Annotated in this window: 23 protein-coding genes and 1 tRNA gene; 10 read left to right on the forward strand and 14 right to left on the reverse strand. The window is 69.4% G+C overall.

Translation table 11 applies throughout. From position 1 onward, the window contains the following. Positions 1 to 9: 9 nt before the first annotated feature. Both Aiant_RS16360 and Aiant_RS16365 read right to left on the reverse strand, forming a co-directional pair. Positions 10 to 1,260 carry an MFS transporter gene (locus tag Aiant_RS16360; protein WP_189328679.1) on the reverse strand — a complete coding sequence of 417 codons (1,251 nt, stop codon included), beginning with the start codon at positions 1,258 to 1,260 and terminating at the stop codon, positions 10 to 12. 93 nt (positions 1,261 to 1,353) lie between these two features. Next, complete coding sequence (locus Aiant_RS16365; protein ID WP_189328678.1) at positions 1,354 to 4,599, reverse strand: efflux RND transporter permease subunit; 3,246 nt, start codon at positions 4,597 to 4,599, stop codon at positions 1,354 to 1,356. Between the two features lie 173 nt (positions 4,600 to 4,772). Here Aiant_RS16365 and Aiant_RS16370 point away from each other — a divergent pair, with 173 nt between their 5' ends. Then, positions 4,773 to 5,183, forward strand: a complete 411-nt coding sequence (locus tag Aiant_RS16370) for a MarR family transcriptional regulator (RefSeq protein WP_229829829.1) — start codon at positions 4,773 to 4,775, stop codon at positions 5,181 to 5,183. On the opposite strand, the gene thrC is transcribed toward Aiant_RS16370, so the two are convergent. The 5 genes from thrC to argS form a co-directional block, all read right to left on the reverse strand. Continuing rightward, on the reverse strand, positions 5,169 to 6,218 hold the full coding sequence (gene thrC / locus Aiant_RS16375) for a threonine synthase (protein ID WP_189328676.1): 1,050 nt from the start codon (positions 6,216 to 6,218) through the stop codon (positions 5,169 to 5,171). The two genes, Aiant_RS16370 and thrC, sit on opposite strands and share 15 nt — an antisense overlap. A gap of 77 nt (positions 6,219 to 6,295) precedes the next feature. Beyond that, positions 6,296 to 6,667, reverse strand: coding sequence for a VOC family protein (locus Aiant_RS16380; protein ID WP_189328675.1), 372 nt, complete (start codon positions 6,665 to 6,667; stop codon positions 6,296 to 6,298). Beyond that, positions 6,667 to 7,965 (reverse strand): homoserine dehydrogenase, encoded by a 1,299-nt coding sequence (locus Aiant_RS16385; RefSeq protein ID WP_189328674.1) that lies wholly within the window; start codon positions 7,963 to 7,965, stop codon positions 6,667 to 6,669. The genes Aiant_RS16380 and Aiant_RS16385 overlap by 1 nt, the downstream gene beginning before the upstream one ends. Next, entirely contained in the window at positions 7,962 to 9,347 is a 1,386-nt protein-coding gene (gene lysA, locus Aiant_RS16390) for a diaminopimelate decarboxylase (RefSeq protein ID WP_189328673.1), read from the reverse strand. Before lysA ends, Aiant_RS16385 begins: the two co-directional genes overlap by 4 nt. Positions 9,348 to 9,350: 3 nt before the next feature. After that, positions 9,351 to 11,012 carry an arginine--tRNA ligase gene (gene argS, locus Aiant_RS16395; RefSeq protein WP_189328672.1) on the reverse strand — a complete coding sequence of 554 codons (1,662 nt, stop codon included), beginning with the start codon at positions 11,010 to 11,012 and terminating at the stop codon, positions 9,351 to 9,353. Between the two features lie 86 nt (positions 11,013 to 11,098). Between argS and Aiant_RS16400 the strand changes: the two genes are divergently transcribed. The 6 genes from Aiant_RS16400 to Aiant_RS16425 all read left to right on the forward strand — a co-directional run bounded on the left by Aiant_RS16400 (position 11,099) and on the right by Aiant_RS16425 (position 15,683). After that, positions 11,099 to 11,908 carry a thioredoxin-like domain-containing protein gene (locus tag Aiant_RS16400; protein WP_189328671.1) on the forward strand — a complete coding sequence of 270 codons (810 nt, stop codon included), beginning with the start codon at positions 11,099 to 11,101 and terminating at the stop codon, positions 11,906 to 11,908. After that, a complete protein-coding gene (locus Aiant_RS16405) occupies positions 11,908 to 12,561 on the forward strand; it encodes a DUF305 domain-containing protein (RefSeq protein ID WP_189328964.1) in 654 nt (217 codons plus the stop codon). The genes Aiant_RS16400 and Aiant_RS16405 overlap by 1 nt, the downstream gene beginning before the upstream one ends. Positions 12,562 to 12,626: 65 nt before the next feature. Continuing rightward, a tRNA-Arg gene (locus tag Aiant_RS16410) sits at positions 12,627 to 12,698 on the forward strand. A gap of 403 nt (positions 12,699 to 13,101) precedes the next feature. Then, the gene (locus Aiant_RS16415) at positions 13,102 to 13,818 is read left to right on the forward strand and encodes a creatininase family protein (protein WP_189328963.1); all 717 of its coding nucleotides are present in this window, start codon (positions 13,102 to 13,104) and stop codon (positions 13,816 to 13,818) included. 327 nt (positions 13,819 to 14,145) lie between these two features. Continuing rightward, positions 14,146 to 14,751: a type IV toxin-antitoxin system AbiEi family antitoxin domain-containing protein gene (locus Aiant_RS16420; protein ID WP_229829827.1), complete on the forward strand. Its 606-nt coding sequence runs from the start codon at positions 14,146 to 14,148 to the stop codon at positions 14,749 to 14,751. Next, positions 14,748 to 15,683 (forward strand): nucleotidyl transferase AbiEii/AbiGii toxin family protein, encoded by a 936-nt coding sequence (locus tag Aiant_RS16425; RefSeq protein WP_189328670.1) that lies wholly within the window; start codon positions 14,748 to 14,750, stop codon positions 15,681 to 15,683. Before Aiant_RS16420 ends, Aiant_RS16425 begins: the two co-directional genes overlap by 4 nt. A 45-nt stretch (positions 15,684 to 15,728) precedes the next feature. On the opposite strand, the gene Aiant_RS16430 is transcribed toward Aiant_RS16425, so the two are convergent. The 3 genes from Aiant_RS16430 to Aiant_RS16440 all read right to left on the reverse strand — a co-directional run bounded on the left by Aiant_RS16430 (position 15,729) and on the right by Aiant_RS16440 (position 18,213). After that, positions 15,729 to 16,964, reverse strand: coding sequence for a sigma-70 family RNA polymerase sigma factor (locus tag Aiant_RS16430; protein WP_189328669.1), 1,236 nt, complete (start codon positions 16,962 to 16,964; stop codon positions 15,729 to 15,731). A 276-nt stretch (positions 16,965 to 17,240) separates the two neighbouring features. After that, positions 17,241 to 17,642: a hypothetical protein gene (locus tag Aiant_RS16435; RefSeq protein WP_189328961.1), complete on the reverse strand. Its 402-nt coding sequence runs from the start codon at positions 17,640 to 17,642 to the stop codon at positions 17,241 to 17,243. A gap of 205 nt (positions 17,643 to 17,847) precedes the next feature. Continuing rightward, positions 17,848 to 18,213, reverse strand: a complete 366-nt coding sequence (locus Aiant_RS16440; RefSeq protein WP_189328668.1) for a hypothetical protein — start codon at positions 18,211 to 18,213, stop codon at positions 17,848 to 17,850. 80 nt (positions 18,214 to 18,293) lie between these two features. Between Aiant_RS16440 and Aiant_RS16445 the strand changes: the two genes are divergently transcribed. Then, entirely contained in the window at positions 18,294 to 19,190 is an 897-nt protein-coding gene (locus Aiant_RS16445) for a Gfo/Idh/MocA family protein (RefSeq protein WP_189328667.1), read from the forward strand. 49 nt (positions 19,191 to 19,239) lie between these two features. On the opposite strand, the gene Aiant_RS16450 is transcribed toward Aiant_RS16445, so the two are convergent. After that, positions 19,240 to 19,428, reverse strand: a complete 189-nt coding sequence (locus tag Aiant_RS16450) for a hypothetical protein (protein WP_189328666.1) — start codon at positions 19,426 to 19,428, stop codon at positions 19,240 to 19,242. Between the two features lie 305 nt (positions 19,429 to 19,733). Between Aiant_RS16450 and Aiant_RS16455 the strand changes: the two genes are divergently transcribed. Beyond that, positions 19,734 to 20,093, forward strand: coding sequence for a hypothetical protein (locus Aiant_RS16455; RefSeq protein ID WP_189328665.1), 360 nt, complete (start codon positions 19,734 to 19,736; stop codon positions 20,091 to 20,093). Positions 20,094 to 20,283: 190 nt separating this feature from the next. Here Aiant_RS16455 and Aiant_RS16460 read toward each other — a convergent pair whose 3' ends face one another. Beyond that, a complete protein-coding gene (locus Aiant_RS16460) occupies positions 20,284 to 21,279 on the reverse strand; it encodes a helix-turn-helix transcriptional regulator (RefSeq protein ID WP_189328664.1) in 996 nt (331 codons plus the stop codon). Between the two features lie 288 nt (positions 21,280 to 21,567). Between Aiant_RS16460 and Aiant_RS16465 the strand changes: the two genes are divergently transcribed. Beyond that, positions 21,568 to 21,924, forward strand: a complete 357-nt coding sequence (locus Aiant_RS16465; protein ID WP_185037655.1) for an STAS domain-containing protein — start codon at positions 21,568 to 21,570, stop codon at positions 21,922 to 21,924. Positions 21,925 to 22,039: 115 nt separating this feature from the next. Here Aiant_RS16465 and Aiant_RS16470 read toward each other — a convergent pair whose 3' ends face one another. Further along, the gene (locus Aiant_RS16470) at positions 22,040 to 23,602 is read right to left on the reverse strand and encodes an MDR family MFS transporter (protein ID WP_212847093.1); all 1,563 of its coding nucleotides are present in this window, start codon (positions 23,600 to 23,602) and stop codon (positions 22,040 to 22,042) included. Between the two features lie 71 nt (positions 23,603 to 23,673). Continuing rightward, complete coding sequence (locus Aiant_RS16475) at positions 23,674 to 24,483, reverse strand: alpha/beta hydrolase (protein WP_189328663.1); 810 nt, start codon at positions 24,481 to 24,483, stop codon at positions 23,674 to 23,676. Positions 24,484 to 24,516: the final 33 nt, after the last annotated feature.

A 24,516-nucleotide genomic window follows, 5' to 3' on the forward strand; every position in this document is an offset into this window, starting at 1 on the left:
TTGATCATCTCAGGGTGATTGCCGCGCCCCGGGAATCTCATTCCCGGCCCCCGCACGGCGGGCCTGCCGCCGGGTGGCCAGCCACCAGCCGAACGCGTACCCCACCGTGATCAGGCCGCAGACGGCCAGCACGACGGACTGGTCGACGTGGTCGACGACCGCGCTCGCGCCCAGCTGGCTGACCGCGATGGCCAGCGTCGCCAGCATCATGTCGGTCGCGAAGACCCGGCCGCGCAGCCGGTCCGGCACCTCGGCCTGCAACGCGTAGTTGGAGAGCACCCAGTTGGTGCCGCCGGCGAAGTGCGCGACGAAGACCAGGAGCAGCACCAGCGCGAACCACGGGGTCCCGGCGACAGCCAGGTAGCCGAGGCCGTACAGGCTCATCGACAGGGCCAGGCCGGGGAACAGCCAGGACGGGCGCGCCAGCACCGGCCGCATCACGAACGGGCCGACCAGCGCGCCCAGACCGCGGACCGCGAAGAGCAGCCCGGCGCCGAGTGGGCCGGCCCCGTGCGCGGCGGCGATCAGCGGAAACACGGTCAGCACCCCGTTGCCCAGGCCGACCGCGGACTTCACGGTGACCAGCGCCCGGATCCGGGGCCGGGCGACGATGTAGCGCAACGCCTCACGCAGGGCGCGCCGGGACGCCTCGGGCGCGGCCACGGCCGCGCGCTCCGCTTGCAGCGGGCGGCGGACCAGCGCGGTCAGGAGGCTGGCCGCCAGCAGACAGACGGCGGTCACGGTGAAACTCGCGTACGGCCCGAACGCGCTGCTCACGACGCCACCCAGGGACGCGCCGAGGACGGTCATGGTGCCCCAGGCCGAGCCGGCGATCGCGTTCGCGGCCGGCAGGTCGGCCGGGTCCACCACGTTCGGCAGGGCGGCCGAGCTGGCCGGCTGGTAGAACGCCTTGGCCACGGCCATCGCCCCGATCGCGACCAGGGCGAGCGGGGCGGTGACCGCCGACCGGACCGCGAACAGCACCAGCACGGCGAAGAACGAGGCGAGGTTCGCCGCGATCAGGATCTTCCGCCGGTCCAGGCGGTCGGCCACGGTTCCGGTGTACGGCAGCAGCAGCGCGTTGATCCCGGTGTCCACGGCCAGTACCAGGCCACCCCAGAACCCGTGCCCGGTGAGCTCCGGGAGCAGCACCAGCAGCGGCACCATCACGAACCAGTCGGCCCCGAAAACCACCAGCTCAGCTGCGAAGAGGCGGCGGAAGTCGCGGTTGCGGGTAAGGACCGAGAGCGTTGCTGGCACGTACGGAATCTACGTCGTACGCAAAAGGGGCCGGTGCCCGGCAGCGAACACCGGGCACCGCCCCACCTTATTTCTTGCTTATTTCTGTACGCCCTATTCCTCGGGCTTCGCCGGCCCCTTGGGCATCTTCAGCACCTCGAACTGGTCGGTGTACCCGCGCAGCGCGCCGTTCCCGGCCGGCTTCGCGTCGTCCGGCACGGTGACCGGCTCCTCGGCGGGCGGCTCGGGCGTGGCCGGCGGGGTGGCCGGCGCGCCGCCCTTGGCGATCCGCCGGGCCTCGCGCCTCGCCTCCCGCTTCTCCCGCCGCCGCTCCTTGCGCCGCTCCACGATCGTGTAGAGCGCCGGGACCAGCACCAGGGTGAGCAGCGTCGAGCTGATCAGACCACCGATCACCACGATGGCCAGCGGCTGCGAGATGAAGCCGCCCTCGCCGGTCAGGCCGAGCGCCATCGGGATGAGCGCGAAGATCGTCGCGATGGCGGTCATCAGGATCGGCCGCAGCCGGTGCCGGCCGCCCTCGATCACCGCTTCCTGCACGCCCATGCCGGCCGCGCGGTAGTGGTTGATCAGGTCCATCAGCACGATCGCGTTGGTGACCACGATGCCGACCAGCATCAGCACGCCGATCAGGGCCGGCACGCCGAGCGGGGTGCCGGTGGCCAGCAGCAGGCCGATCGCGCCGGTCGCCGCGAACGGGATGGACACCAGCAGGATGATCGGCTGCAGGATGCTGCGGAACGTCGCCACCATGATGATGAAGACGATCGCGATGGCCGCCAGCACGGCCAGGCCGAGCTGCTTGAACGCCTCCGCCTGGTCGGCGCTCACGCCGCCGATCGAGTACGACGCGCCGGCCGGCAGGGTCAGCCCGTCCAGCTTCGTGGTCAGGTCCTTGGTGACCGCGGTCAGGTCGGAGCCGGTCACCGTGCCGGTCACCGTCGCGGTCCGGTTGCCGTCCGTGCGGGTCACCTGCTCCGGGCCGTTGACCTGCTTGACCTGGGCCACCTGGCCGAGCGGCACGACGCCCTTGGGGGTGGTCAGCGGCATCGTCCGGAGCGCGTCCGGGCTGGCCGGGGGCGTACCGAAGGAGATCACCACGTCCTGGCTCGCGCCGTCGACGGTGATCTGACCGGCCGGGGCGGAGCGGAACATGCCTGCCACGGTCTGGCCGATCTGCGCCTCGGTGAGCCCGGCCTCGGCGGCGGCCTTGCGGTCCACCACCACGTCGAGCCGCGGCACGCTGGCCGCCAGGGTGGTGTCCACGTCCGCCACGCCGGAGGTCCCGGCCATCGCGGTGCGCACCTGCTCGGTCGCGGTGGTCAGCACGTCGTTGTCGGCCGCGGTGACCTCGACGGAGAGCTGGCTGCTGCCCAGCCCGGAGCTCTCCTGGCCGATCTTGATCTCACCGGCGCCGGTCAGCTTGGCGAACTCGTCGCGCAGCTGGTCGGTGACCACCTCGGCGTCCGCGTCCTCGGCGAGCGCCACCTGGTAGGTGGCCGTGCCGGCGCCGCCGCCACCGGCGAACGGGTTCGCCGAGTTGCCGCCGACGGTGACCTGGTACGTGGTCACGTCGTCCCGGTCGGCGAGGATCGCCTCGACCTTCTTGGCCGCCTCGTCGGTGGCCGCCAGGCTGGTGCCGACCGGCATCTCCTGGTTGATGGTGATGCTGTCCTGGCCGGACTGGTCCAGGAAGTTCGTCTGCAACGCGGTGGACAGGCCGAACGTGCCGATCAGCACCACGATGCCGATCAGCACCGTGGTCCAGCGGCGGGTGGTGGCGAACCGGATCACCGGCAGGTAGGAGCGCTGGAGCGGGCTGCGCGCCTCCTTCTCCTCGGCGGCCTTGCGGATCGCCTCGGTGTCGACGTCCTCGCCCGGCGGCTTGAGGAACCAGTACGCCAGCACCGGCACCACGGTCAGCGAGACGAACAGCGAGGCCAGCAGGGCCACCGTCACGGTGATCGCGAAGGACGCGAAGATCTGCCCGACCAGGCCGCCGACCAGCGCGATCGGAGCGAAGACGGCGACCGTGGTGAGGGTCGACGCGGTCACCGCGCCGGCCACCTCACGGACCGCCGCCAGGATGGCGTGGGACTTCTCCTCGCCGTACTCCAAATGCCGTTTGATGTTCTCCAGCACGACGATCGAGTCGTCCACCACCCGGCCGACCGCGATGGTCAGCGCGCCGAGGGTGAGCAGGTTGAGGGTGAAGTCGCCGACCCAGAGCGCGATCAGCGCGACCAGTACGGAGAGCGGGATGGAGACCGCGGTGACCAGCGTCGAGCGGACGCTGAGCAGGAAGATCAGGATGACCACGATGGCCATCGCCAGGCCGAGCAGGCCCTCGGTGGTCAGGCTCTTGATCGACCGCTCCACGTACGGCGCCTGGTCGGTGATCACCGTGAGCGTGGCACCGGTGTCCTTCTCCAGGTCGTCGAGCATGTCCCGGACCTGGTGCGAGATCTCCACCGGGTTGCCGTCCGGGCGGGCGGTGACCGCGATGCCGAGGCTGTTCACCCCGTCGGTGCGGGTGTACGACTCGGCGGCCGGCAGCTTGCTCTCCACCTTGGCGACGTCACCGAGGCGGACCGGGCCGCGGGCGCCGGTCAGGTAGACGTCCTGCAACTGCTCGACCGTGGTGATCGGGGTGCCCACCTGCACGGTCAGCGACTTGGTGCCGTCGGTGACCGCGCCGGCCGGGATGGAGACGCCGTTGGCCTGCAACACGGTGGTCAGCGAGGCCGGGCTCACCCCGGCCGCGCCGAGCTTGGCCAGGTCCGGCGTGATCACGACCTGCTTGGCGCGGGCGCCGGTGACCTGGGTGTCGCGGACGCCGGCGATGCCGTTGAGCTCCGGGACCACGGTCTCGTTGAGCTTGGCGAGCAGGTCGCTCTCGTCGGTCCCGCCGGAGGCGGCGAGCACGATCGCCGGGATGTCGTCGGTGCCGCCGGCGAAGACCTGCGGGTCGACGTTGTCCGGCAGCTGCGACTGGATCCGGTTGATCGAGGTGGTGACCTGGTTGACGGCTGACTCGATGTCCGTGCCGTACTCGAACATCACCACGACGCTCGACACGTTCTCCCGCGAGGTGGAGGTGACCGTGTCGATGCCGTCGATGCCCTTGACCGCCTCCTCGAGCGGCTTGGTGACCTGTTCCTCGACGGTCTCCGGCGACGCGCCGGGCAGCACCGCGCTGACGAAGGCGGCGGGCAGCTCGATCGACGGGAACAACTGTTGTTTCAAGGACGGGATCGCAAAGAGGCCGAAGCCGCTGATCACTATCGCGATCAGGGCGACCAGACCTCGGTTGGCAAGGCTGAGCCGTGTCAGAGCTGACATGGGCGCTCCCCCGAGATAATTTCGTCCGACACTGATAGTTTGCATGACGCGAACAAATGATTTTCGATGGGGGTGGGTTGATAAGGTCCGTCATCAACCGGACTCACAACGGCCATCGGCACGTCACTAAGGAGTGGGCGCTGAGCGAGAAGGAACAGCTCATCGCGGAGATCATGGGTGCGCAGGTTCGATTGCAGCACCTGTTCGCGGACGACCGGTCGGATCCGCTGTTCTCGTCACATCTGACGATGTCGCAGTTGAAAATACTTCTGCTGCTGTCCCGGCACGGGACGCTGGCCGGCGGCGAGCTGGCCCGCCTGGTCGGCGTCGGGGCCGCCGCGCTGAGCGGCATGATCGACCGGCTCGTGGTGCAGGACCTGGTGACGCGCACGGAGGATCTGCACGACCGGCGGGTCCGCCGGATCGGGCTCACGAAAGCGGGCGCCGAACTCATCGACGGGATCATCACCGCCGGGATGGCGAAACACCGTCAGCTCCTCAGCCGGCTCACAGCCGAGGAGCTGACGGTCGTGTCTCAAGCCATGGAAATCCTGGTCCGCGAAGCGGGATCAGGCCAGATCTAGGGCTTTCGCGGCGATCAGCGCGTCGTTGGCCACCACGGTCGGGGACGGCGCGGTGGAGATCGCCCACTCCGGGTCCTTGAGGCCGTGCCCGGTGACCGTGCAGACCACCCGCGACCCGGCCGGGATCTGGCCGGCCGCCGCCTGCTGGAGCAGACCGGCCACGCTCGCCGCGCTGCCCAGCTCGACGAAGACGCCGACCTCCCGGGCCAGCAGCCGGTACGCGTTCAGGATGTCCCGGTCGGTGACCGCCGAGATCAGGCCGCCCGAGGAGTCCCGCGCGTCCAGGGCCTTGGTCCAGCTCGCCGGGTTGCCGATCCGGATCGCGGTGGCGATGGTGGACGGCTGCTCGACCACCTTGCCGGTCACGATCGGGGCGGCGCCGGAGGCCTGGAATCCGAACATCTTCGGCAGCCTCGTGCTGTTCCCGGCCGCCTGGTCCTCCTGGTAGCCCATCCAGTAGGCGGAGATGTTGCCGGCGTTGCCGACCGGCAGGCAGTGGATGTCCGGGGCGTCACCGAGCGCCTCGACGATCTCGAAGGCCGCGGTCTTCTGCCCGTGCAGGCGGAAGATGTTCACCGAGTTCACCAGGGCGACCGGGAAGTCCTGGGAGAGCTTCGAGGCGAGCGAGAGGCAGTCGTCGAAGTTGCCGTCGACCTGGAGCAGCTTGGCGCCGTGCACCAGGGCCTGGGACAGCTTGCCGAGCGCGATCTTGCCCTGCGGCACCAGCACGGCACAGCCGATCCCGGCCCGGGCCGCGTAGGCCGCCGCGGAGGCCGAGGTGTTGCCGGTGGACGCGCAGATGATCGTCTTGGCGCCCTCCTCCACCGCCTTGGAGACCGCCATGGTCATCCCCCGGTCCTTGAACGAACCGGTCGGGTTGGCGCCCTCCACCTTCAGGTAGACGTCGGCGCCGACCCGCTGGGACAGCACCGGCGCCGGCACCAGCGGCGTGTTGCCCTCGTGCAAGGTGACCACCGGGGTGGCCTCGGTCACCGGGAGCCGGTCCCGGTACGCCTCGATCAAACCCCGCCACATGGTCGTACTCCCTCACTCACGCCGGGCAATCGCGCACAGCGTGCCCGAGTCATCCGATCTTTGGGACCGGATGTCCATTATTCAGGACGGTGACACACCGCTTCGACGTTGTTGCCGTCCGGATCACGGACAAACGCGCCGTAATAGTGCTCGTGGTACTCCGGGTGCAGCTTCGGCTCGTGCAGCACCTCGGCGCCGGCGGCGACGGCGGCCCCGAAGAACGCGTCCACGGCGGCCCGGTCGGCGGCGGCGAACGCGATGTGCGACTCGCGGAACCCGTCGCCCTCGCTCAGCCCGCCGATCCAGAAGTCGGCGTGGTCACCGCTCCCGTAGCCGATCGCGACCTGGAAGTCCATCTGCCGGCTCACGCCCAGCGGGGCCAGCACCGCGTCGTAGAACGCGGCGCTGGCGGCCAGGTCGCCGCATTGGAACCCCACGTGGTCGAGCACTAGCCGGCTCCTCCCTCGACGCGCAGCACGCTCGCGATCGAGCGGACGATGTCCAGCTGCGCCAAGGATTCGACGGTAGCCGCCAGTGCGGCGTCCGGGGCACTGTGGGTCACGATGACCAGTTTGGCGTCGTCCGCCCGGCCGGACTGCCGGACCGTCGCGATCGACACCTCGTGCTGGGCGAAGACCCCGGCCACGGTGGCCAGGACGCCCGGCCGCTCGGCCACGTCGAGGCTGATGTGGTACCGGGTCATCGACTCGCCGATCGGGCGGACGGTCAGCTCGGCGTAGTTGCTTTCGCTCGGCGCCCGGGTGCCGGTCAGCTTGTTGCGGGCCGCCGCGACGAGGTCGCCCAGCACCGCGCTGGCGGTCGGGCGGCCACCCGCGCCGCGGCCGTAGAACATCAGCGGCCCGGCCGCCTCGGCCTCGACGAACACCGCGTTGAACGCGTCACCGACACCGGCCAGCGGGTGGCTCAGCGGAATCATCGCCGGGTGGACCCGGACGGAGACGGAATCAGCGGTCCGCTGCGCGATGCACAGCAGCTTGATGGTGCAGCCCATCTCCTTGGCGCTGGCCATGTCGCCGGCGGTCACCCCGGTCATGCCCTCACGGAACACGTCGGCGGCGGTGACCCGGGTGTGGAACGCCAGCGAGGCGAGGATGGCGGCCTTCGCGGCGGCGTCGAAGCCCTCGACGTCGGCGGTCGGGTCGGCTTCCGCGTACCCCAGCTCGGTGGCCTCTTCCAAGGCCTCGTTGAAGCCGGCGCCGGTGGAGAACATCGAGGAGAGGATGAAGTTGGTGGTGCCGTTCACGATGCCGGTGACCGCGGTGACCCGGTCACCGTGCAGCGACTCGCGCAGCGGGCGCAGCAGCGGGATCGCGCCGGCCACCGCGGCCTCGTAGTAGAGGTCGGCCCCGCCCTCGGTGGCCGCGTCGTGCAGCGTGCCGCCGTCCTCGGCGAGCAGCGCCTTGTTCGCGGTGACCACGCTCTTGCCGGCCCGCAGCGCCTCGACCAGCCAGGTCCGGGCCGGCTCGATGCCGCCGACCACCTCGATCACGATGTCCACGTCGTCGCGCTTGATCAGGCCGAGCGCGTCGGTGGTGAACAGGTCCGCCTCGATCGGCAGGTCGCCGCGGTCGCGGCCGAGCCGGCGCACGGCGATGCCGGCGATCTCCAGCGGGGCGCCGATCCGGGCGGTCAGATCCTCCGCCTGCTCGTGCAGCAGACGGATCACTTCGGTACCGACGGTGCCGCACCCCAGAAGGGCCAGGCGGACCGGTTTCGCTGGGCTCATCCAACATCCAATGCAAGCAGGTCGTCCTCGGTCTCCCGGCGCACGATGACGCGGGCCGCGCCGTCGCGCACGGCCACCACCGGCGGCCGAGGAACGTGGTTGTAGTTGCTGGCCATGCTCCGGCAATAGGCGCCGGTGCCCGGCACCGCAACAAGATCTCCGGGCTGCACGTCGCTGGGCAGGAATTCATCCTTCACGACGATGTCCCCGGACTCACAATGTTTTCCCACAACGCGGGCGAGCATCGGCTCGGCGTCGGAGCGCCGATTCGCCAGCGTCGCCGAGTAGGACGCGTCGTAGAGAGCGGTCCGGATGTTGTCGCTCATCCCGCCGTCCACACTCACGTACGTCCGGATCCCGTCCACGTCCTTGACCGTGCCCACCTCGTACAGGGTGAAGACGGACGGCCCGACGATCGCCCGGCCCGGCTCGATGGACAGATGCGGCACTCGCAGCGCGGCCAGCTCGCACTCCGACTCGACGATCTTGTTGATCCGCTTGGCCAGGTCGCCCGGCGTGGACGGGTCGTCCTGAGTCGTGTACGCGATGCCGAACCCACCACCCAGGTCGAGCTCCGGCAGCTCCACCCCGCGCGCGTCCCGGATCTGCGCCTGCAGCTCCAGGATCCGCCGGGCGGCCACCTCGAACCCGCTGGTGTCGAAGATCTGCGAGCCGATGTGCGAGTGCAGCCCGCGCAGGTCGAGCACGCCCTCGTCGAGGATCTGCGCGCAGGCCGCGAACGCCGCCCCGCCGGCCAGCGAGAACCCGAACTTCTGGTCCTCGTGCGCGGTCGCGATGAACTCGTGGGTGTGCGCCTCGACGCCGACCGTGACCCGGACCAGCACGCCCGGGCGCTTGCTCAGCTCCCGGGACAGCTCGGTCAGCCGGGCGATCTCGTGGAACGAGTCGACGATGATCCGGCCCACCCCGGCGTCCAGCGCCCGGCGCAGCTCGGAGACCGACTTGTTGTTGCCGTGGAAGCCGATCCGCTCGGGCGGGAACCCGGCCGCCAGGGCGACCGCCAGCTCGCCGCCGGAGCACACGTCGAGGAACAGCCCCTCCTCGTCGACCACCCGGACCACGGCCTTGCACAGGAACGACTTGCCGGCGTAGTAGACGTCCGCCTCGGCGAACGCGGACGCGAAGTCGCGGCAGCGGGCCCGCAGGTCCTCCTCGTCGAGGAAGTAGGCGGGCGTGCCGTAGTCGGCCGCCAGGTCGGCCACGTCCACGCCGCCGACCCGCAAGGATCCGGACTCGTCGCGGGTCACGGTCCGCGGCCAGAGTTGCGGCACCAGGGCGTTGACGTCCTCCGGGGTACGCAACCAGGCCGGCCCGCGGTTGCCGAGGTCGCCGTGCAGCGCCCCGGCCTCGTGTGCGCGCATGCCCTACATCCTCTCCGGCGCGGAGACCCCGAGCAGGCCCAAACCGTTCGCGATCACCGTACGGGTGGCCTCGGCCAGCCAGAGCCGGGCCAGGTTCACGGCCTCGACCGGCTCCTCCGGTTTCGGCACGACCTGGCAGGCGTCGTAGAACCGGTGCCAGTCGGTGGCGACCCGCTCCTCCAGGTACACCGCGATCCGGTGCGGCTCGCGCAGCTCGGCGGCGGTGGCGACCACGGCCGGGAACTGGCCGAGCGTCTTGAGCAGGTTGGCCTCGCGCTCGTGGGAGAGCAGCGCCGGGTCGTACGTCTCTCCCTTGGCGATCCCCCGCTCGGCGGCGACGCGCAGGATCGAGGAGATCCGGGCGTGCGCGTACTGGACGTAGAAGACCGGGTTGTCGCTGGAGTGCTTGGTGATCTCCTCGATGTCCAGGGTCAGCATCGAGTCGGTGGAGGACCGGGCCAGCGAGTACCGCGCGGCGTCCGCGCCGACCGCCTCGAGCAGCTCGTCCAGCGTGATGATGTTGCCGGCCCGCTTCGACAGCCGCACCGGCTGCCCGGCCCGGACCAGGTTGACCAGCTGACCGATCAGGATCTCGATGTTCTTCTCGGGATCGTCCCCGGCGCACGCGGCGATCGCCTTGAGCCGGCCGATGTAGCCGTGGTGGTCGGCGCCGAGCAGGTAGACGCAGCGGTCGAAGCCCCGCTCGCGCTTGTTGATGTAATACGCCGCGTCGGCCGCGAAGTAGGTCTTCTCCCCGCTCGACCGGATCAGCACCCGGTCCTTGTCGTCGGTGAAGTCGGTGGTGCGCAGCCAGATCGCGCCACCCTCCTCGAAGATGTGACCCTGTTTGCGCAGCTCGTCGATGGCGTGCTCGACCGCGCCGCCCTCGTGCAGGGTCTTCTCCGAGAACCAGACGTCGAAGTGCACCCCGAAGCGCTCGAGGCTGGCCCGGATCTCGGCCAGCATCAGCGCGTAGCCCCGCGTCCAGAAGACCGGCAGCGCGGTCTCGGCGGGCTGCCCGGCCAATTCTGGATTCTCGCTGAGGATCTGCTGGGCGATCTCGCCGATGTAGTCGCCGCCGTAGCCGTCCTCCGGGGCCGGCTGACCGTTCGCCGCCGCGTACAGCGACCGGGCGAACCGGTCGACCTGGGCGCCGGCGTCGTTGATGTAGTACTCACTGGTCACCTCGGCGCCCGCGGCGGACAGCACGCGGCGCAGCGAGTCGCCGACCGCGGCCCACCGGGTGTGCCCCAGGTGGATCGGGCCGGTCGGGTTCGCCGAGACGAACTCGAGGTTGATCCGCTGACCGGCGAGCTGCTCGTTGTTGCCGTAGGCGGCACCGGCCTCCAGCACCACCCGGGCGACCGCGCCGGTGACCGCGGCGTCCAGCCGGATGTTCAGGAAGCCCGGCCCGGCGATCTCCACCGCCTTGATCCCCTCGCGGCGGCCCAGCTCCTCGGCGAGCGCGGCGGCCAGCTCACGTGGCGCCACCCCGACCTTTTTGCCCAGTTGCAGGGCCAGCGTCGAGGCGTAGTCGCCGTGCTCGGGGTTGCGGGGCCGCTCCACCGCCGTGGTCGCGGGCAGCGCGGCCAGGTCGAGGCCACGCGTCTCGAATACGGCACGAGCAGCTGAGAGAACGGTGTCAGCAAGGTTGGCGGGAGTCACTGGGCCATGCTATCGGGGGTAGACTTCAGCGTTCGGCGGCCACCCGAGCCCCGCCCTTCCCCTTTTTGACGAATCGACGAGGCACGATGAGCATGAGCACGCCGGGGCCCGAACGGGTCCCGTCCACCGTCAAGGTCGGCAAGACCACCGGCCAGGGTAAGCCGCCCGCCGGCAAGTCCACCGGCAACCGGACCGCCTCCGACCGCCAGGGCGCCAAGGGCGGCAAGAAGGGCCGCAAGCCGGTCACTCCGGTCAAGGTGTCAGGCGGGCGCAACTGGGGCCCGATCGCGGTGGCCGGCGTCGTCGTCCTGATCGCCGTCGGCATCATCGGTTACGGCGTGTATGCCTCGGTCCAGGGCTCCCGCGAGTGGACCGACAAGATGGCCGACATCTCCGGCGTGGTCAACTACCGCGCGCAGAAGAACCCGAAGATCGACGACCGGACCCACAAGGACGGCGCGCAGACGTACGTGACCAGTCCGCCGGTCGGTGGCGCGCACAACCAGTCGTGGCAGAACTGCATGGGCGACGTCTACACCGAGCCGATCGCCAACGAGCACGCGGTGCACAGCCTCGAGCACGGCGCGGTCTGGATCACCTACAAGCAGGGCCTCGCCGCCGACCAGGTCGACGTGCTGAAGAAAAAGGTCGAGGGCAAGGACTACATGCTCATGTCGCCCTACGCCGGCCTCGACAAGAACGTCTCCGTCCAGGTCTGGGGATACCAGCTCAAGACCGACGACGTGAACGACGGCCGGATCGACGACTTCATCTCGGCCGCCCGGGTCAAGGCCTCGCTGGAGCCCGGCGCGGCCTGCTCCAGCGGCAACACCACCACCGGCCCGATCACCGCCGGCGCCGGCAACGGCACCGGCATGGACCCGGCCGGCAGTTGATGATTCAGGACGTCACCTCCCCGGACGCCGCTCCGGCGCCCGGGGAGGCGCCGGCCCTGCGGCGCTTCGGCTACGCCGCGGTCGCCCTGCTGCTCGCCGGCATCGTGCTCGGCGCCGCGATCGGCCTCGTGATCCCGCACTTCCGGACCCCGGCCGACGACTCGGTCGAAGCCGGCTTCTTCCGCGACATGTCCAGCCATCACGCGCAGGCCGTGGAGATGGCGATGATCGCGCACGCCGGCTCGGACACCCCCGCCATCGTCACCCTGTCCGCCGACATCGCCACCACCCAGCAGGCCCAGATCGGCTACATGCAGGCCTGGCTGCGTGACTGGGATCTCAGCCCGACCAGCGACCAGCAGCCGATGGCCTGGATGCCGGACTCGGCCGGCTCGGTGGTCAACGGCCTGATGCCCGGCATGGCCACCCCGGAACAGCTCGCCTCCCTGCGCAAAGCCACCGGCAAGGACCTGGACGTCCAGTTCCTCACCCTGATGCGCGCGCACCACCTCGGCGGCATCCACATGGCCCAGGAGGCGGCGAAACTCTCCGACGACAAGGACGTCGACTGGCTCGCCGACAGCATGGTCACCGCCCAGCAGGGCGAGATCCAGCTGATCGACGACCTGCTCAAGCAGGCCCAGGCCGGCTGACCGCCGACACGGCGGTACCGATTGGCGGTGGCTTCAGCGAGCCTGCTAGGCTTCTGAACCACTGGGCCCCCGTAGCTCAGGGGATAGAGCGTCGCCCTCCGGAGGCGAAAGCGCAGGTTCGAATCCTGCCGGGGGCACGATTAGCAGGCGCCGTTTGTCCGCAGAGAGCGCGGACCCGGCGCCATCGTGCTTTCTAGCCTGGGGCCCGAGCCCCAGACCCCACGCCGAGGGACACCCCCGGACCCCCGTCGCTGTTCACTCGCGGTTTTCCTGGGGCACGGTTGGATCCTGTTTCGGTACGCCGGGCAGTCTTCCTTGCGGCTGGTTGCCGGTGCTCATGCTGGCGTGAGGACTTGGGCGGGCGTGCGTCGTCGGCGGGAGCGTGGTCTAGGTGGCGGGGAACGCGACCTCGAACCGTGCTGTCAGCGGGCTGAGTGGGTTCCGTGTGCATGGCACCATGGCGACGGGATGCGTCAACCTGAGCGGCCGGGTCCGGAGCCTGGGCAGCCGGGCGTCTGAGCCGTCGAGGAGGCCAGCTTGATCGACCTCATCAGCACGGCTACGTCACAGGACGAGGCGGAGCGGGATGCTGCTGTGGCGGTGCTGCCGGTGGGCAGCTTCGAACAGCACGGCAGGTACCTTCCCTTGGCCACCGACACGATCGTTGCCGGCATCGTCACAGCGCGGGTGGCCGAGGAGTATCCGGTGATGGCTCTGCCGCCCATCACCATCTCCTGTTCGCATGAGCACGCGGGCTGGCGCGGGACGGTCAGTATCAGCGCCCGGACCCTGCACCAGGTTGTCACCGACATAGCCGACTCGCTCGCAGCAAGCGGGATACACCGGCTGGTGCTGGTCAGCGGGCATGGCGGCAACTATGTGCTGGGCAACATCGCGCAGGAGGCATCCGTTGCGGGACCTCGCATCGCTGTCTTCCCCCGGTCGTCGGAGTGGGATCGAGCGCGTCGAGACGCCGGTCTGACGACCGGCGGCCACGAGGACATGCACGCCGGCGAGTTGGAGACGTCGATCCTGCTGGCCTACCGCCCCGACGTTGTCCGGCCTGGCAACGAAGCCGCCGACTGGACCGCGGACGACCGGCCGCACCTGTTGACGCTCGGCATGGCCGAGTACACCGAGTCCGGCGTCATAGGCCGGCCGTCGCTGGGAACCGCCGAGAAGGGCCGAGACGTCATAGCCAGCTTGGTGCGGTCGTTCGCGCCGGTCTACGAAATCCTGACGAGAACCGCCAAGTAGCGAAAGCCCACGTCCGCAGGAACCCGGACTGCACCAACGGCCGGGTAAGAACTTTCTGCATGATCCGGCCCTGCCGGGCGCACGGTTGGCAGGCCGTTTGTCCGCGGAAAGCGCGGACCGGCGCCATCCTGCTTTCTAGCCGGGTCCGAGCCCCAGACCCCACGCCGGGGACATCCCGGGCCCCGCCGCTTGTCGCTCACGGTCTCCCGGAGCCGAGTTAGACCCTTCTTTCGGTACGGCGGATGGCTCGCTCGGATGGCACCGGTTCCTCGAAGGTGGCGAAGGAAAGTCGGCACAGCTGACGGGTAGGTGTGTAGAGTTTCCCTCGTGGGTGGAGAGCAGGTGACGGGCGAGGATGTGTTGCGGAGGCTTCCTGCCACGTTTACGTACTCGGAGGCGCGCGAGGCTGGACTGTCAGAACGGCGGCTGTACAAGCTGAGAGATGACGGGGTCGTCGAGGTTGTCGGCCGCGGCCTCTTTCGCCGCACGGACACCAGCGGCCTTATTGACGTCGATCTGTTGGGCATCGCCCGGCGGGCACCTCTGGCAACGTTGTGCCTGACCAGCGCGTTGGCCCGTCACGGGCTGACCGACGAGATTCCATCGGCGATCGATGTAGCCCTTCCACGAGGCACGTACCGTCCCGCCGTCCAGGCGCCCGTGGCCTGGCACCTCTTCGATGCCGGCACGTTTGAGATCGGACGAAACACCCTGCCGCTCGACGAGCAGACGTCCATCGGCATCTACGACGTGCCGCGGAGCATCATCGACGCAGCTCGGCTCCGCCATCGCGAGGGCTCCGAGCTTGTCTACGGCGCTCTGAGGCGTTGGCTGAGCCTGCCCGGTTCGTCGCCGTCGGAGCTGCTTGCGATGGCCAGGCACTTCCCTCTGTCTGAACGGACGCTGCGCGAGGCAATGGAGATCCTGCTGTGACCGATCGACCCACTCGCACCTCAGTCGCAGGCCGGGCGTATCTGGATCTACAGAATCTGGCCCGCCGGACCAAGCGGCCGACGGACGAGTTACACCAGATCTATGCGCTGGAGGGCTTCCTCGCACGGCTGGTTGCGTCCACCTATGCCGATCGCCTAGTCCTCAAAGGCGGCGTGCTGCTAGCAGCGCTTCATGTCCGCCGGCCCACGCGCGACATCGACTTTCAGGGCCAGCACCTCCCCAATGACATTGACCATGTGCTTGCGATGGTGCAAACGATCGCAAGCACATCGATCGATGACGGTCTTGTCTTGCATGCCGACACCGCCACCGCTGAGACCATCCGTGATCAGGACGAGTACACCGGGGTGCGAGTCACGCTCACCGGGCAGTTGGCGGCGGCACGCGTGACCTTCCATGTCGACATCAACGTCGGTGATCCGATCTGGCCCGAACCTCGAACGGTGATGTTGCCGCGCCTGCTGGACGGCAGCATCCGCGTGACCGGCTATCCCCTGGCTATGGTGCACGCCGAAAAGCTGGTCACTGCCATCCAACGTGGCACAGCAAACACTCGCTGGCGTGATTTCGTCGACATCTACGCCCTCTCCCGGCGCCACGACATCGACGGTGACGAACTGACTTCGGCAACCCGGCGGGTAGCCGAGCATCGAGGCGCACGGCTCACATCACTGGAAGAGACGCTAGGAACCTACGCGACCCAATCTCAGAGGCGCTGGGCCATATGGCTTCGCAAGCAGCGCCTCGCGGACCAGTTTCCCAACGATTTCAGCCTGCTGCTCGGCGAAATCGGAACTTTCGCCGATCCCGTCCTTCTGGGCAACGCGGCCGGCCAGACCTGGGACGCGAAACACCTAGCATGGACCCAGACACCGCAACTCGCCGCGCAAAATCCGTCAAGCGAGGAATAGAGCAACATTCTTCGAAATTTCTGGCGAGTCGGCCGACAGGCTGAATCAGGTGTCTTCTGAGCACAGTCTTGCCAGCGCCCACTTGAGCCCGCTGGAGACATCGGCCTCCGAGGATCTTGTTACTTCAGCAATCTCGGAAATGGTGAATTGATCGAAGTAGAACAGATAGAGAAGCTCCTGATCCACTCCCGACAGCCGGCGCAACCTTCTGACAAGATTGCTATCGCCGCCTTCCCGCTCACGAGAGGCAAGGCTCATGTCGATGACATCTTGCATCAACAGGTCCAGATGCTCGGTATACAAGACATCGCTTGCCACGAACGCCTGCGCGACCTCCCGCACGACCTCCACGGGAACATCGAGATGCTGGGCGACCTCGAACTCACTCGGACTCCGGCCGAAATCCTGAAGGAGAAACTCCTCCGCCTCTCGGACTGCAAAACCGTAATCACGCAGCGCGGTGCCGACCCCGCTCTGCATCCGTGACCAGATGGCCCCGCGAGCCAACCCTCGGATCCGCGCCTTCAGGTAACCCGGCAGGAACCCTCGGCGCGGATCATGGTCGCGGACGGCCTGCACCAACCCCAGACCCCAGATCTCCTCAGCCAATTCCGGTCGCCGATATCGCCAGGCGACGGCCGAGGCAATCCTTTGAGCCATCGGCACACATTCCTCGATTATCGCGTTCTCCATGGACTTTCGGCTCGGATCACCTTTGGCTAAGTCTTGGAACTCGAAGAACTTGTCGCGAAGCTCTCGCGCCCGCTCGTCCGGCCGTAGCTGCGAGAATGCGGCGATGACATCCCTTTTCGAATAATCGGGCCGGAGGAAGGTTCGCACAAACCTTCTGATCAACGCCTCGTCAGGCAATACGCCGCGCTCGATTTCCCGCACGCAGTCAATTGTCAGGCCCAGTCTGATCGCAAATTGATTCCGCTTCAGCCCAGCCATAACGCGAATGGTGAAGAAGAACTCAGCGAAGTTCCGATGACCACTCGGATCCTTGGCCCCCCTCCACGGATGGCCCAACCTCGGCGCGACTTGGTCGACAGCAAATCCCGCGTTGGGCGCCTCATCGATGAGATCGAGAACGAAACCCATCGTCGGCACCCGCTTGCCGGCGCGGTAACGCGAGACAGTGGTGGGGGCATGACCAGTAAGCGCGGACAACTCGGCGGGCCGCATTTGCAACGCATCCAGCACTGCTTCAATGAAGAATCTGCCGGCCTGCCGTCTCGACATCTTCCGAGGAATCGTCACACACCGATTCTCTTGAGTCATGTCGGCAAATTTAGTCCCGTATCAATACGAAGGCCCATCAACGTCCGATTAGCGACGCTTCAGTCCACCTAGCGTAACCATCGCCGACTTGACTCGTTAAAGATGCTCTCCTGGTCGCCCGGCTCGACCGGCTTCGGCTCCACGGGCCTACCAGACCGCGATCGCCGCGCCCGAGCGTTTCGAGCCGGTCCCGAGTCGGCGCCGGGCTCCGATGGGCGACGTCACGGCTGCCCTGATGTGCATGGGGCAGCCGCGGGTCACCCGCAAAGGTGTGGGTCAGGAGTGGGCGGAATCGGTCGGGGTGGGGCGGTGGCGGCGGATCCACCAGAGGCCGATGAAAGGGAGGAGCAGGGGGACGTATCCGTAGCCGCTGCCGAAGCGGGACCAGACGGTGTCGTCGGGGAAGGCGATTTTGTCGGCGATGCTGAGGGTGCCTACCAGCAGGACGCCGATCAGTTCGACGGTGCAGCTGATCAAGGCGATCTTTCGGCCTCGGGGGCCGCCTACGGCCAGGCCTACGGTGGCGGCTATGTAGACGGCTCCGGCCAGCGCGGAAAGCAGGTAGGCCAGGGGGGCTTCGGAGAATTTGGTGGTGATCTGGACCAGGGCCCGGGCGCTGGCGGAGAGGGCGAACGTTCCGTAGACCAGCAGCAGGACCCGGCCCAGGCCGGTGCCCAGGGCGGCATCCGACGGGCGGGCGGCTTTGCGGGTCTGCGGATTCGCCGCCGGGGCGCCGGCGGGAGGCTCGCTGGGCGAGGGGGTTGCTGACGCGGCCAGGGGGGCGCCGGCGGGAGATTCGCTGGGCGATGGGGTTGCCGGCCGGGCCGCGGGGGTGTCGCCGGGCGGGGTGGCGGAGGGTTCGGCCGGGGGGTTCAGGGGGTTCTCAGGCACCGGTCACCGACGCTATCTGCTGGAGGCGTAGGACTAGGACGGGTAGGACGACGGCGCCTACGCCGAGGATGAGGGTGCCCCAGCGGGTGGGTTCCAGCTTGGCCAGCCAGAGGGCGGCCGGGGCGAAGGCGACGGTGGTGACCAGGTAGCCGGCGAAGGTGGTGGTGTCGGACGGGCGGGAGCCGTCGAAGAGGCCGATCACGGCGACCACCACGAGGACGGCGGCCAGGACGCTGAGCGCGGCCATGGCCAGCAGGTCGAAGCGGCTCGGCGCGCGGTCGAGCGCGCAGCGCAGGAAGAACCACGCCGCCAGGAGGAGAGCGACGACGATCGTCGCCACCGAGAGGGGACCGTTCACCCGGCACAGGTTACTGAGGGTGCCCTGGGCTGGTAACTTCCGGCCCCGGAGATCGTGACGGCGGAGAGGTGGGCACAGCGGTGCGCTTCGGATTGTTCGGGACCGGGCCGTGGGCGCACATGGTGCACTCCCAGGCACTGGCGCAGCATCCTGACGTCGAGCTCGCCGGGGTCTGGGGGCGGAACCCGGAGAAGGCCGCGGAACTGGCCGGTCAGCACGGGACCCGGGCCTACGCGGACCCGGACGAGCTGATCGCCGACGTGGACGCGGTCGCGATCGCGCTGCCGCCGGACATCCAGGCACCGATCGCCGTTCGCGCGGCACGGGCCGGACGACACCTGGCGCTGGACAAGCCGGTCGCCTTGCGTACCGAAGAGGCCGTTGAACTGGCCTCGGCCGTCGCGGACCGCGACCTGGCGTCGGTCGTCTTCTTCACCCGGCGGTTCGTGCCGGAGTGCGAGGCGTTCCTCGCGGACGCGGTGGCGACCGGGGGCTGGACCGAGGCCCGGGTCGATCATCTCGGGTCGATCTTCACGCCGGACAACCCGTTCGGGGCGTCGCCGTGGCGGCGTGAGCGCGGCGGGCTGTGGGACGTCGGGCCGCACGCGTTGTCGCTGGTCCTGCCGGTGCTCGGGCCGGTGGCGGAGGTGACCGGGCTGACCGGGGCGCGGGATCTGACCTCGCTGGTGCTGCGGCACGAGAGCGGGGCGATCAGCCGGCTCACGCTGTCGGTGGACGCGCCGCCGGCGGCCGTGCGGTCGGACGCCGAGTTCGCCGGGGAGGCCGGGGTGCGGACCGTGCCCGCGGTGGACTTCTCCGCGGTCGATTGCTTCACCCGCGCGGTGGACCAGTTGCTGGCCGCCGCGGCCGGTGGGGCGCGACCGGCTTGTGATGTCAATTTCGGTCAGCAGGTGACCGAGGTGCTGGTGGCCGCGGACCGGGCGGTCCGGGAAGGACGTGCGGTCCGGCTCGGCTGAGACCGCTCGCGAGCGTGGACCTCCGACGGCGCCGGAGGTCCACACGTTCTCACGGGACGGTGCGCTCGATCGCCGCGGCGCCGTCCCGCTCGAGTTCGGCGCGGGCTCGGGCGATGTTCTCCGGCGTCGGGTATTTTCCCTGAGCGATAGCGAGATCCTCGGGATCCCAGGGCTGCTCGGCGCCGGTGCGCCAGATCGGTGGCGTGGACTCTTCCGACGGTGTCCGGATCGTGCTCATGGTGGCCCCCTCCATGTGATCGGCCAGGCGGTTCCGGTACCCGGTTTCCCATTCTGTACGCCGGGTAGGGGCAAGGGTGGCCGAACTGAGCGCTAACTGGACAGAACCTGCGCGTTACGGATGGACGCAGGGTAGCGAGCCGAATACATTTTCGCGTGTCACGAGTGCCCGGGGCGTATCGTCCCGACAACGGCTCCGGCAGGGCCGCCCGGCGCGCGTGAGGTGAGGGGACGAATCTGCATGACGCACCGCACCGCAGCGAAGCGAACGTCGGCCGACCGGGACATCGAGCGCGGAGGTCCGGCATGACCGGCCTCTGGGACGCGGAGCGCGACGCGGGCGAGGTGGTGCGGGCGCTGACCGGCCTGGCCGCCCTGCTCGGCCGGGACGCCACGGACCCCGGCCCGGACCAGGAGACCCTGCGGATCGTGCGACAGCTGGTCGCGAACGGCGCGGCCTCGGCGGCCCGGGTGCAGGAGTACCTGCACGGCCAGGGCGCCGCCGGGGACGGCGACGCCGTCGCGGTGCCGCCGTCGCTGGCCCCGTGGCGGGATTGGGTGCCGTCGCGCGGCCACCTGTTCGGCTCCCGCCGGGGACACGGCACGCGCAGCGTGCGCCGGATCAACGAGGTCCCGCAGCCGCGCCGCTGCGACCCGGGCGAATAATCCCCGGCCGGATCGGCCGCAAGACCGCCGGCCGAGCGGAACGGCTCACCATCGGTTCGGCCGGGCGCGGGACCGCCGGCACTCACCATCGGTTCGACCGGGCGCGGGACCGCCGGCACTCACCATCGGTTCGACCGGGCGCGGGACCGCCGGCACTCACCATCGGTCCGACCGGGCGCGGGACCGCCGGTCAGGCCGGGCGGCGCAGCGTCTCGGACGGTGAGGCGCCGAACCGCGATCGATAGGCCGACGCGAAGCGTCCCAGGTGGGCGAACCCCCAGCGGTGCGCGACCGCCGCCACCGTGACCGAGGCCGGATCGGCGTGCCGCAGCGTCTCGTGCGCCCGGGTCAGCCGGACCTCCTGGAGGTACGCCATCGGCGTGCACCCGACGTGCCGCCGGAACCCCTCCTGCAACGACCGCACGCTCATCCGCGCCACCCGGGCCAGGTCGGCGACCGTGAACGCCCGGTCCGGCTCGGCGCTGATCGCGTCCAGCACCCGCCGGATCGCCCGGGGCGGCCCGGCCGCGGCCGGCGTGACCAGCTCGTCGTGGTAGCGGTGCGGGACGCTCAGCAGCAGCCCGCTGAGCACGCTGCTGCACAGGTGCTCGGCGATCTGCGGCTGGTAGATCAGGCTGGTCTCGTGTTCCAGCTCGTCGTGCAGCAGCCGGATCAGCCGGCTCCAGCTGTGCGCCGGTCCCCCGCTCAGGTCGAAGGCCGGCGGCAGGTCGATCGGTCCCTCGACCGGGTGACCCAGCAGCGCGGCAAGTTCACTCTCCAGGGCCCACCGTTCGATGCGCAGGTCGATCTCCGCGGACGGGGTCTCCGGGCGCAGATAGACCGGGTCGCCGGGGCGGAAGGCGATCGCGGTGGCCGGTCCGGCGGTGACCTCCCGGCCGTTGCGCCGGGCCAGCACCCGCCCGGCGGTCGGCAGGGTCAGGTGGTACGCGTCCGCCGCGGGAGCCACCAGAGTTACGCGCCCGGCGAACGTGAGATGACCGACGGTGAGTGGTCCGAGTTGGATCACCTCAGCGCCGACCAGCGCCTCCGCGCACTCCGGCACGCCTATCGACACCGGGTGGAAGAAACGATTCAGAACGTCACGTGCCTCGCGGACCCCGATGCCGTCGACGTGGACAGCTCCGGGGGACGCCGGACCGGGGGTCACGGTCGCCGCCTCAGGCATGCCGTCCGGAGCTCCATCGCATACGGTGAGTATTCGGTCAGATTCAGTGGACAGTCAACGTGGCCGCCACGCAGTGACCGTTCCAGCACATTCCGGCCATATGAACTACTCTGGCGTTCCGCGCCTACGTGGCGTAACTTGCAGACCAGCGGATTGTTGTAGGAACGCGGGCTCCTGTGTGTGGCGTCTCCCAGCGAACGTCGCGTGCGTACCGACCTTTCTTCGGCCGGCGCTGTGTCCCGCGGCAAGTCGGCGTCGGATCTCCCGACGCCAGAAGAGAGGGCAGCTGTGTATCTGCCGATCACGACCCGCCAGCTGGCCGACGGCACCGTCGAGATCGCCCCGAGTGGGGAGATCGATCTGGACAACGCGCACGTCATGCGGGACGCCGTGAACGACGTCCTGACCACCATGACGCCGACGAAGATCTGCTTGGATCTCCAGCGCGTCATGCTGATCGACAGCATCGGGATCGGGATTCTGGTGGCGTGTTTCCACACCGCCGCCGCCAGCGGGATCAAGCTGGTGGTGAGCCACCCCAGTGCCACGGTCTACCGGCAACTGTGGGTGTCCGGCCTGGTCGGCCTTCTGGGCTGTGCCGAGCCACCCTCCCCGCGCACCTCGGTGGGGCTGCGGCCCTCCTGACGCGCGGTCCTCGCCGCGGTTCACCCCTGCGGGGGTGGCGGCCGACCGAATCCGATTGAGCACAACATCGATGGCCCGCCACCCCCAGGGGTGACGGGCCATCGTGCTGCCGGTGTCAGTGCAGGCCCGCGCCGGCCTGCTCCTGCGCGGCGCGCTCGTCCCCGGAGAGGGTGGAGAGCGGCTTCTCCTTGATGAACAGCACCGCGACGACGGCGAGGAAGGCGATCGGGGCGCCGATCAGGAACAGGTGGGCGGTGGCCGTACCGTAGATGTCCTGAATCGCTGCCAGTGCCTCGGGTGGCAAAGCGGCCAGGTCGGGCACCTTCGCCGTGCCCCCGCCGGAGGCGGCGGCGCCGAACCGCTCGGCGGCCAGCGAGGTGACCTTGTCGGCCAGCACCGCGCCGAGCGCGCTCACCCCGATCGAGCCGCCCATGCTGCGGAAGAAGGTCAGTGCCGAGGTGGTGGCGCCGAGCTCGGCGGCCGGCACGTCGTTCTGCGCGGCCAGCACCAGGTTCTGCATGAGCATGCCGACGCCGATGCCCAGCACGGCCATGTAGGCCGAGATCAGCGGCACCGAGGTGGCCGCGCCGATGGTGCTCAGCAGCAGCATCCCGCCGGTCATGACGACCGCGCCGGCCACCAGGTAGATCTTCCACCTGCCGAACCTCGTGATCAGCTGGCCGGCCACCGTGGAGGAGACCAGCAGACCGAAGATCATCGGCAGGCTCATCAGGCCGGCCACGGTCGGCGACTTGCCCAGCGAGATCTGGAAGTACTGGGACAGGAACACCGTGCCGCCGAACATCGCGACGCCGACCAGCACACTCGCGATGATCGAGAGGGCGACCGTGCGGTGCCGGAAGATGCCGAGCGGGACGATCGGCTCGGCCGCCCGGGACTCCACCCCGACGGCCAGGGCCAGCAGCAGCACGCCGCCGGCGACGAAGGCGGCGGTCTGCGCGGAGACCCAGGCGAAGTGCTGACCGGCCAGCGTGGACCAGATCAGCAGGGTGCACACGCCGGCCGTGATCAGCAGCGCGCCCAGCCAGTCGATCCGCACCTCGCGGCGGGTGACCGGCAGGTGCAGCGTCTTCTGCAACATGACGATCGCGGCCACCGAGAACGGGACACCGATCAGGAAGCACCAGCGCCAGCCCAGCCACGAGGTGTCCACCAGGACACCGCCGATCAGCGGGCCGGCGATGGTGGCGACGCCGAAGACCGCGCCGAACAGGCCGGAGTACCGGCCCAGCTCGCGCGGCGGGATCATGGCAGCCATCACGATCATGGCGAGCGCGGACATGCCGCCCGCGCCCACGCCCTGGGCGATCCGGCTGACCAGCAGCACTTCGACGTTCGGGGCGAGGCCGGCGATCAGCGAGCCCAGCACGAACAGGCCGAGCGAGAGCTGGATCAGCAGCTTCTTGCTGTACAGGTCGGCCATCTTGCCCCAGAGCGGGACGGTGGCGGTCATCGCGAGCAGTTCGGTGGTGACGATCCACGTGTAGACGGACTGGCTGCCGCCCAGCTCGGCGATGATGGTCGGCAGCGCGTTGGCGACCACGGTGGACGCCAGGATGCTGACGAACATGCCCAGCATCAGGCCGGACAGGGCCTGGACGACCTCGCGATGGGTCATCCGGCCGGTGGGCTCGGCGGATTCGGCGATCTCGGTCATGCGCTCCCCGCTGTGGTGGTCTGAAGGCGGCGGGGAAGGCTACGACGAATTTTGCCGATAATGCAAAGTTTTTATCGGGGGCGGCTCAGGAACTCCACGGCGGCGGCGACGGCCTGACCGACGTACTCCTCGTTGTCGTAGAGGTCGACGTGGCGGGTGCAGTCCAGCCAGCGGGTCTCGTCGGCGTGCATCGCCTCGGCCAGCTCCGGGGAGCAGTATTCGTCCACCTTGCCGTGCACGATCAGGCTGGGCGGCAGCAGCGGGCGGACGCCGAGCACGTCCAGCGTCATCAGGCTGTGCAGGGAGCCGCGGGTCACCCTGTTTTCCCAGGCGCCCCGGCCGATCCAGCGGGAGTAGTAGGACCAGGGCTCCTCGCCCGGCATGGCGGCCTCACCGGACTCGGCGACCGCCGGGATCTCCTGGTCGTAACGGTCCAGCATGTCGGCCAGAGCTTTACGGTACGACTCCAGGCCCATCCGCTCGGCGAACCAGGCCGGGCTGTTGTAGGCCCCGGCGATCCCCACCACGGACCGGACCCGGGGGTCGGTGGCGGCGGCGCGCATCGCGTATCCGGCGCCGAGGCAGACGCCGACGACGGAGCGGTCGTAGCCGTCCAGCACGCCGACGGCGGCCCGCAGGTCGGCCAGTTTGCCCTGGCTGTCCTCGTGAGCCCGGCGGCCCTCGCTGGCGCCGAAACCGCGGTGGTCGAACGCCAGGGTGGTGATCCCGGCGGCGGTCAGGCGCTCCGCGTAGTCGGCGACCACCTGCTCCTTGACCCCGGTGAACGGGCCGGTGAGCACCACGGCACGGTTGCCCGGTGCGGTGCGCAGGACACCGGAGAGCCGGAGTCCCTCGCTGAAGAACGTCACTGTTTCGGTCACACGCTGACGCTAGGCTGCGAGGGCGACGCCGGA

The sequence above is a fragment of the Actinoplanes ianthinogenes genome (assembly GCF_018324205.1).
Lineage (GTDB): Bacteria > Actinomycetota > Actinomycetes > Mycobacteriales > Micromonosporaceae > Actinoplanes > Actinoplanes ianthinogenes.

Coding starts and splice junctions, on each gene's coding strand:
- Aiant_RS16370 (WP_229829829.1), top strand. CDS start 4,773: ATGGGTGCGCAGGTTCGATTGCAGCACCTGTTCGCGGACGACCGGTCG.
- Aiant_RS16470 (WP_212847093.1), bottom strand. CDS start 23,602: ATGACCGAGATCGCCGAATCCGCCGAGCCCACCGGCCGGATGACCCAT.
- Aiant_RS16365 (WP_189328678.1), bottom strand. CDS start 4,599: ATGTCAGCTCTGACACGGCTCAGCCTTGCCAACCGAGGTCTGGTCGCC.
- Aiant_RS16460 (WP_189328664.1), bottom strand. CDS start 21,279: ATGCCTGAGGCGGCGACCGTGACCCCCGGTCCGGCGTCCCCCGGAGCT.
- Aiant_RS16450 (WP_189328666.1), bottom strand. CDS start 19,428: ATGAGCACGATCCGGACACCGTCGGAAGAGTCCACGCCACCGATCTGG.
- lysA (WP_189328673.1), bottom strand. CDS start 9,347: ATGCGCGCACACGAGGCCGGGGCGCTGCACGGCGACCTCGGCAACCGC.
- Aiant_RS16385 (WP_189328674.1), bottom strand. CDS start 7,965: ATGAGCCCAGCGAAACCGGTCCGCCTGGCCCTTCTGGGGTGCGGCACC.
- Aiant_RS16405 (WP_189328964.1), top strand. CDS start 11,908: ATGATTCAGGACGTCACCTCCCCGGACGCCGCTCCGGCGCCCGGGGAG.
- Aiant_RS16400 (WP_189328671.1), top strand. CDS start 11,099: ATGAGCATGAGCACGCCGGGGCCCGAACGGGTCCCGTCCACCGTCAAG.
- Aiant_RS16455 (WP_189328665.1), top strand. CDS start 19,734: ATGACCGGCCTCTGGGACGCGGAGCGCGACGCGGGCGAGGTGGTGCGG.
- Aiant_RS16430 (WP_189328669.1), bottom strand. CDS start 16,964: ATGACTCAAGAGAATCGGTGTGTGACGATTCCTCGGAAGATGTCGAGA.
- thrC (WP_189328676.1), bottom strand. CDS start 6,218: ATGTGGCGGGGTTTGATCGAGGCGTACCGGGACCGGCTCCCGGTGACC.